This is a genomic window from Thioclava sp. (assembly GCF_048263065.1).
Taxonomy (GTDB): Bacteria; Pseudomonadota; Alphaproteobacteria; order Rhodobacterales; family Rhodobacteraceae; genus Thioclava.
The window spans coordinates 1-6,445 of the sequence record NZ_JBLXEM010000068.1; the positions used below are offsets into that span (position 1 = coordinate 1).

A 6,445-nucleotide genomic window follows, 5' to 3' on the forward strand; every position below is an offset into this window, starting at 1 on the left:
CAGAAGCCCAATCGAATACCGTAAAAGCCTCGGCCTTATGCCGTGAAAACAGTCCAAGTTTTTGTCCGCACCCCCCTGTATTGTCACCGAGATTTGACCTGGTCCTGTCAAGCTTTCGTGCCGCTCCGAGTCCTCGTTTAAGCCACCTTTAGTTCGAAAGCGACGGGGCTTTTCCAGCCGAGTGCTGAATGTCGGCGGCGAGAATTATAGAAGCCGTTGATGTATTCGAAAATTGCAACCTCTGCCTTTAATCGTGACTCCCAAGGATGACCGCCGACATCAGTATCTCGGAAGGCCGAACACAATCGCGCTGTTCCAAAACGACCTAAAGCCTTCCGACTCGCCAATCGCCGCGATATCCTTTGCGCAAATGCGCCGCGACGATCTGAAACCCGCTTTGTGGCCAGCCATCACTTTTTGGCGTATCGACAAAGAGCAATTCCGATACGCCAAAGCCGTGTTCTTCGAGATCGCGCAACCTCGCTTTCGTCGTAATATTCGTCAATGGGGCAAGCCAGACAATATTATCCGCAACCCGCATCGCATGCTGGGTAAACGCCCTAATTTGCGACCAGGGTGGATTTGTCATCACCCAATCCACCCTCTCGTCACAGGTGAAAAAATCGCGCCCCTCAGAAACTTCGCACCAATCCCGCTCGAGATGACTGGGAAACTGGTTGTAGAAGGCCCCTTCCCCGCGCGAGGGATCAAGAATTTTACCCGACATGGCATGCGAAAAATGCCCGATGATCGCCCGTGCAAGCGCAGGCGGTGTCATGACGATATCCTGCTCTGACCCGTTTGATGCCGGAATCAGCGGCCGCCCCTTCTCGGCGCCTATTGGCTGAACCACTTTGCGCATTCGAAGAACCGTGAGCATTTTCAGCAGCGTTGGCACGCGACCGACGAATGTCTTCTCTAAGCTAATGACAGTGAGCCGATTACAACCGACACGGCGCGCCACTTCGGCTTGCGATAATCCCAACGCTCTGCGCCTTTCGTGGAGTGCCTCAACAGCACGCTCGTTATTTTGTGCCCAAGCCCAGCGCAAATTGAGCACTGGCAATACAGCCGCCAGCGAACGGATGGTGCCTTGCTCATTTTCGAGTTCACGCAATGTGGGGACGCTGATGCCAGCACGCGTGGCGACCTGAACTTGCGACAGACCGAGAGCGCGACGTTGACTTTTTAAGATCTGAAGTGAAGACATGCTAAAATTTCTTTCCATCAAAGCGTATGAAATAGAAAGAAAAACAGACCATACACAAGCGCAAATGTAAGCAAGCCCAAGCGAAGCGTGATGGCTTCAGTGTCTGTGCGCGGGCGGCCCATCTTTTTTCTGTAGATATGCCGTTACTCGCGGGACATTTCCTTTATCCGAGTGAAAAGAATTGGGGCATAGTGCTCCAATCCGTGCTGCACAATTTGAGACACAGTGGCATCAATTTACGATGTGACTGCGCGATCTATCAAAGAGACGGTTCAGCGCGGCATATTTTTCGGGCAGATCTTCGATGCAATAGGCGTTCAGGAATTGGCGACCGGCAAAAAGATTCTTGTCAGTCTCGCTGAGTTCAGCCTCTTGACAGACCCCCTCCCATTCACCAGCGATCGTGTTAATTTGTTGCTCGATGATAGCGATCGCCTCATCATCGGTGAGCAAGAAATCAGGTGCCGCAGCGATGCAGCTGTTGAGCGTGCTCATGCGGTTCTCACCCCGAATAAGCATTGCCTGCGTCGCCTCATTGCCAGTTCGACCTTGCGGACAGATATCATATGCTGGAGAGAGCGTGAGCATCTTGCCGTCCCAAAAAGCAGCATGGTTTCGCGCGTGATCGTCCGTGTTACCACATAGGATGTTGAAACAAATTCTCCCGTATAATTCCCGAAGCGTTTTCTTGGGCTCGGTGAATCGGTGACGGATGATCTCGGCAAGATCTTCATAGGAGGCGTAGCGCGCCATCATCTCATCAAGCCCGAGTATTGTCAGCGCAGACACCATGGCTTTGCGATGCCAACCCCCGTTCGCTTGGGTCCGATCGAAGCGTTCAATCAAGAGCACGTCCTTGCCCCCTGCCGCGATCATCGAAACCGGCGCCACATTAAGACCGCTCGCCGCACCGAGCTTCATCGCGATGAATTCCGCCTTCACAACGCTGTAAAGATCGCTGCTCGACGAGAACTTTGCGATCATCTTGCGGTCACCACGATCAATGAGTGCTTTTGGGCGCGCACCCCCAATTGAGGTCCCATGGTTGAGCGCTTGATCGAGTGCAGGTGTCAGTGGTACGCCTTTTTCAATACGGTCTGCCGCCTCAATGAGCTCTTCGTATGTCGCCCCTGACTTTAGGCGCGGAACATATTCTGTCGCGGACTTTTGGAAGTCGAGGGCCCCAATGCGGTCAGAGCCGGTTTCAAGCAAGTAGGAGATCTCGGAGATACTACTGGTTTCGGCCTCGGCGGCTTTCGCACCTACCAGACGGTTAATGATGACTCTACGGCCCCAGGCATCCGGAGAACCGTCGCGGATGCAACTCGCCATGGACAGGCTAGCGGCCGGCTCAATGAGGCCGCGGCGGAGCGGGAGCTCCGGCTCGTATATCGGGATCGCATTTTTGTGGTCGAGATAGCTGGCGCCGTAGTTGAAGACGCAACGAGTCCCGTCTTGTGTGATGCGCCCGGCAACCACAGGGTCTGCATTTTCCGGCAGCCAAATCCAGACAAAGGCATCTTTGTGTTGAGCAAACTTAGAAGTCATCGTCGACCTCCTGCTTGGAGGCCCGAACGCTCTTGGGCAACAGCGTTAGTTTTGCGTCAAGGCGGGCACTGTGCATGGCTAAAGTGCGGTCGTCGAAATCAAACAGTCGGATGCCGACGAGTGCTGCAACCTCGAAGACCGTGCCAATCTCTGGGCCGGGCGCGCCTTTTTCGATGTTGTAGAGAGTGGTGCGGCTGATCCCGGCGCGATCTGCAAGTTCTTGCGCCGTCATGCCGCGCTCAGTACGGCCAACGCGGATCAATTTGCCGAAGATCGACAGCGCTTGTTTCGTAATCCGCGAGTAACTTCTTTTGCGCTTCATGTTGCACATGCCTTTGTGTGGTTAGATAGACGTAAAGGTGCTTTGCGTCCAACCTAATGAACATTTACACTCATTGAAGGCATGGAGTCAAATACTTGTGCAATTAACTGAACATATGAGCACTTTGCGTTCAGCTAAATGAACGTGAATGTGTGCAATTTTCTTGAAGGTCGGTGAGCAGCCCCACTTGAGTGGTCCAAACTAAAAGTTAGTGCATGATCGGCCTTTGGTCCATCGTTACGATGGCCTCAGGCGCAGGTGGGCGATAGCCCAGGGCACTATGGGGTCGTTTGGTGTTGTAGTGGTTTCTCCAGGGCCAATCCTGTGACGGGTGATCAGGTGCCTGCTTCGACTTTTTGGGCGCGGCTTTGGGCGAGCCTGTAGCTCTCACCATTCATCTCGAGGATGCTGACATGGTGGGTCAGCCGATCGAGAAGAGCGCCAGTCAGGCGTTCGGTGCCGAAGGTTTCGGTCCATTCGTCGAACGGCAGGTTGCTGGTGATCATCGTGGAGCCGCGCTCGTAGCGCTGCGACATCAACTCGAACAAAAGCTCTGCACCGGTCTTGGATAACGGCACGAAGCCCAGCTCATCGATGATGAGCAGCTTGACGGTGCCCATCTGCTTTTGCAGACGGAGCAGCCGTCGTTCGTCGCGGGCTTCCATCAACTCGTTGACCAGCGCGGCAGCCGTGGTGAGGCGGACCGGCACGCCTTTCTGGCAGGCCGCTAGCCCGAGCCCGAGGGCAACATGGGTCTTGCCCGTGCAGCTCGGCCCGAGAGCGATGACGTTATCACGCCGCTCTATCTGTTAGCCGGTAGGCGATTCCAGCATCGCCGTAAGGCCATTCGCAGCGGGCCAGTTCCAGAACCTGCATCTTGTTCAGCTTGGGGATCGCCTTGAAGTCGAAGCTGTCGAGGCTCTTAGCGGTCGGGAGCTTCGCCGCCTTGATGCGCCGCTCGATCATCCGCCGTTCCCGGTCGATCAGTTCCAACTCGACCAGGCGAGCCAGGAACTGGACGTGATCCTGGCCTTCGGCGGCGCATTGTCGGGCGAGCTTGTCGTATTCCCTCAGGAAGGTCGGCAGCTTTAGCGTCTTCAGATGATCCGCGAGCAGGATCTTCGGGGCGTCACTCATTCCGCCGCCTCCGACGTCAGGGCCATATAGCTGGCGGCCGAGATCGTCTCGACATGCGCGCGCGGCAGGTATGGCGTTGTGGCCAGTTCGGTCATAGCGGCGCTGTTTTTTACCGCCTTCGATCTGCACGAGATCGCCTTGCAGCAGGGGCTGATCCTTGTTTCGGCCTGCTATTGTGGCTGGCTTGTCGTCGGACTCTGGCGATGCGCCCCCAACGCGGCGCCGTTCTGGCGGGATCTGACGCGATTGTTAAGCGTGGCCTGGGTGCTAAACGCCGCATTGGTGCTGTCGTTCCTACAGTTTGACCTGTTGGTGTATTACCTGCGTATGTAGGCGCATCGCCAATCGGCCCGTCGCGGTGCCACCTGCCGTCATACCGGTGCGCCGCTGGCCAGCATTTGGCGGTGGTGAAACTCTGCTTCGGTTTCGCCAGATCGTGCGCCCTGCCCCAGCGCACGGGCCAGCTCGAAAAAGCCTTGGCCTGGGCTTTGAGTAGGGCCGCGTGATACCGCGCGGGCGGCAATGAACGCGCGCCCGGCGGCGGCATCCTCGCGCATGGTGACCTCGAGTGCGGCGGTGATCTTGCGCACCGATCCCGGCGCATACAGGCCTAACGCACGCGCGAGACCGACATAGGTGATCGGCAGCTTGTCGGTAGGCAATGCGGCAAGGTGTGCCCGCACCCGGCGCGACAGGGCGTTTGCAGGGCGATCCGCCGCCGCCGTCGTCAGTCGCGGCGGTGGCACTTCTCTTGCGGTTCCATCTGCCAGCACCTCGGCCGCCCATGCCCGCAGCGACGTGCGCACGATTACAAGGGTGATGTCTGTATCTGTGCCGGACGCGGCCTCGTTTGTGAACGTGACTTCGCCGCTTTCCAGGCCGGCCAGAAATTGCGCGCGCGCCAACCCAAGGCGCGGTGCCAGATAGTCCGGGTTGATCGTCAACGCGCCTTCTTTCCAAGCGATGTGCTCGGGAGGAACCATGCGCGTAAACGTGGGCGGCTGGCCCGAACCGTCCTGATAAAACGGATTTTCACCGCTTGCATGGTCCGTCAGGTCGATGATTTCGCGGATCTCTGGCAGGGCCGCACGCAAAATACGCTCGACCCCCTCGCGCAATGTACGTGACGAGGCCGCACAGCCATGACAGCCCCCCGACATACGCAGATAGACGACCCCGTCCCTGAAACTTTCCGCGCTTACACGACCGCCGTGCTTGGCGATTGAGGGGTTGGCCTGCGCTTCGAGAACCTCGTTTGTCCTTGCCAGCAGCGCCGTGTCACCGGTAAGCGGCGTTGCCCCAGCCCCCAGCGGTCCAAGCGGTTGATCGCTTTGCGCAAGCACAGCCCGGATCGCGGCGGCAACCGGTGCCTTGAGCGCGCCCCAGTCGCAACCGGGGGCGCAGGTCAGCACAATCGTCTCGCCGCTCACCGTCAGCTTTCGCACGCCATCGATGTCGAATAACGCCACAGCCAGCGGCACCTCCGCATCCGGGGCGTCAAACTGGCCCGCCTTGCCGGGCGGGATCGGTGTCTCAAGGATGAACCGCATCGTTTGCGCATCAAGCGTTGATGCCTGTGCGCGTATCCGGCGTGGCATGGGAGCCTCAGACATCTTCGGCCTGCGTCGTTTCAATCGCGCGCAACGTGCCAAGCGGATAGATACCCGAGGCGTGCCCATCGCTGAACGCCACCCCGATTGCATAGTTTCCAACGCTCCAGATCCGCGCCGGCACCACATCTGCGGGCACCTGCGCGGGGTTCAGCAACCGCTTGCCGCTGATTTCGTCACGACACGCCGCGCAATTGCACGCCAGTCGCAAATCGCGCGGGTCGATGGTTTGGGTATGCTCTGACCAGCGGATCTTTAGCCCCTGCGCATCAAAATCCAATGCCAGTAGACGGTCTGTCGCAATCGCGGGTTGGGGTGTGACGGGATCAGGCTTGCCGGTTCCGGTGTCCAGATGCCAGTCAAACGGAATCTGCACACCCGGCGCGGGCGCGATATCGCCCGTCAACGTATCAGCGATGGCACTATAGGCTCGCGCGGCAGGGCTGTCGGGGGCGGCGACGACCAGCGGCACGCCATTGTCGCCACTATCAACGATAGCCGGATCAAGCGGCACCGCCCCAAGGAACGCCACCCCCAATGAGGTCGCAATCTTGCTTGCGCCGCCCTGATGGAAAATATGCGTGACCTCGCCGCATGACGGGCAGGTAAACCCGCTCA

6 protein-coding genes and 3 pseudogenes are annotated in these 6,445 nt (G+C 58.1%); 1 reads left to right on the forward strand and 8 read right to left on the reverse strand.

Going from position 1 to position 6,445, the window contains the following annotated elements; genetic code table 11:
• Positions 1-137: 137 nt before the first annotated feature.
• The 6 genes and pseudogenes from ACN0SD_RS20685 to istB form a co-directional block, all read right to left on the reverse strand.
• Positions 138-263, reverse strand: a pseudogene (locus ACN0SD_RS20685) (IS3 family transposase); the annotation flags it as partial.
• 62 nt (positions 264-325) lie between these two features.
• Positions 326-1,210: a helix-turn-helix domain-containing protein gene (locus ACN0SD_RS20690; protein WP_417810052.1), complete on the reverse strand. Its 885-nt coding sequence runs from the start codon at positions 1,208-1,210 to the stop codon at positions 326-328.
• Positions 1,211-1,441: 231 nt separating this feature from the next.
• Positions 1,442-2,758 carry a type II toxin-antitoxin system HipA family toxin gene (locus tag ACN0SD_RS20695; RefSeq protein ID WP_417810053.1) on the reverse strand — a complete coding sequence of 439 codons (1,317 nt, stop codon included), beginning with the start codon at positions 2,756-2,758 and terminating at the stop codon, positions 1,442-1,444.
• Complete coding sequence (locus tag ACN0SD_RS20700; RefSeq protein WP_417810054.1) at positions 2,748-3,080, reverse strand: helix-turn-helix transcriptional regulator; 333 nt, start codon at positions 3,078-3,080, stop codon at positions 2,748-2,750. Before ACN0SD_RS20700 ends, ACN0SD_RS20695 begins: the two co-directional genes overlap by 11 nt.
• A gap of 208 nt (positions 3,081-3,288) precedes the next feature.
• Positions 3,289-3,393: pseudogene (locus ACN0SD_RS20705) on the reverse strand (integrase core domain-containing protein); the annotation flags it as partial.
• A 22-nt stretch (positions 3,394-3,415) separates the two neighbouring features.
• A pseudogene (istB, locus tag ACN0SD_RS20710) lies at positions 3,416-4,217 on the reverse strand (IS21-like element helper ATPase IstB).
• 78 nt (positions 4,218-4,295) lie between these two features.
• On the opposite strand from istB, the gene ACN0SD_RS20715 reads away from it, so the two are divergent.
• Positions 4,296-4,550, forward strand: coding sequence for a hypothetical protein (locus tag ACN0SD_RS20715; protein ID WP_417810055.1), 255 nt, complete (start codon positions 4,296-4,298; stop codon positions 4,548-4,550).
• Positions 4,551-4,588: 38 nt separating this feature from the next.
• On the opposite strand, the gene ACN0SD_RS20720 is transcribed toward ACN0SD_RS20715, so the two are convergent.
• Complete coding sequence (locus ACN0SD_RS20720; RefSeq protein WP_417810056.1) at positions 4,589-5,830, reverse strand: NifU family protein; 1,242 nt, start codon at positions 5,828-5,830, stop codon at positions 4,589-4,591.
• A partial coding sequence (locus ACN0SD_RS20725; RefSeq protein WP_417810057.1) for a gamma-butyrobetaine hydroxylase-like domain-containing protein occupies positions 5,823-6,445 on the reverse strand: 623 nt, incomplete at its 5' end. The genes ACN0SD_RS20720 and ACN0SD_RS20725, both read right to left, overlap by 8 nt.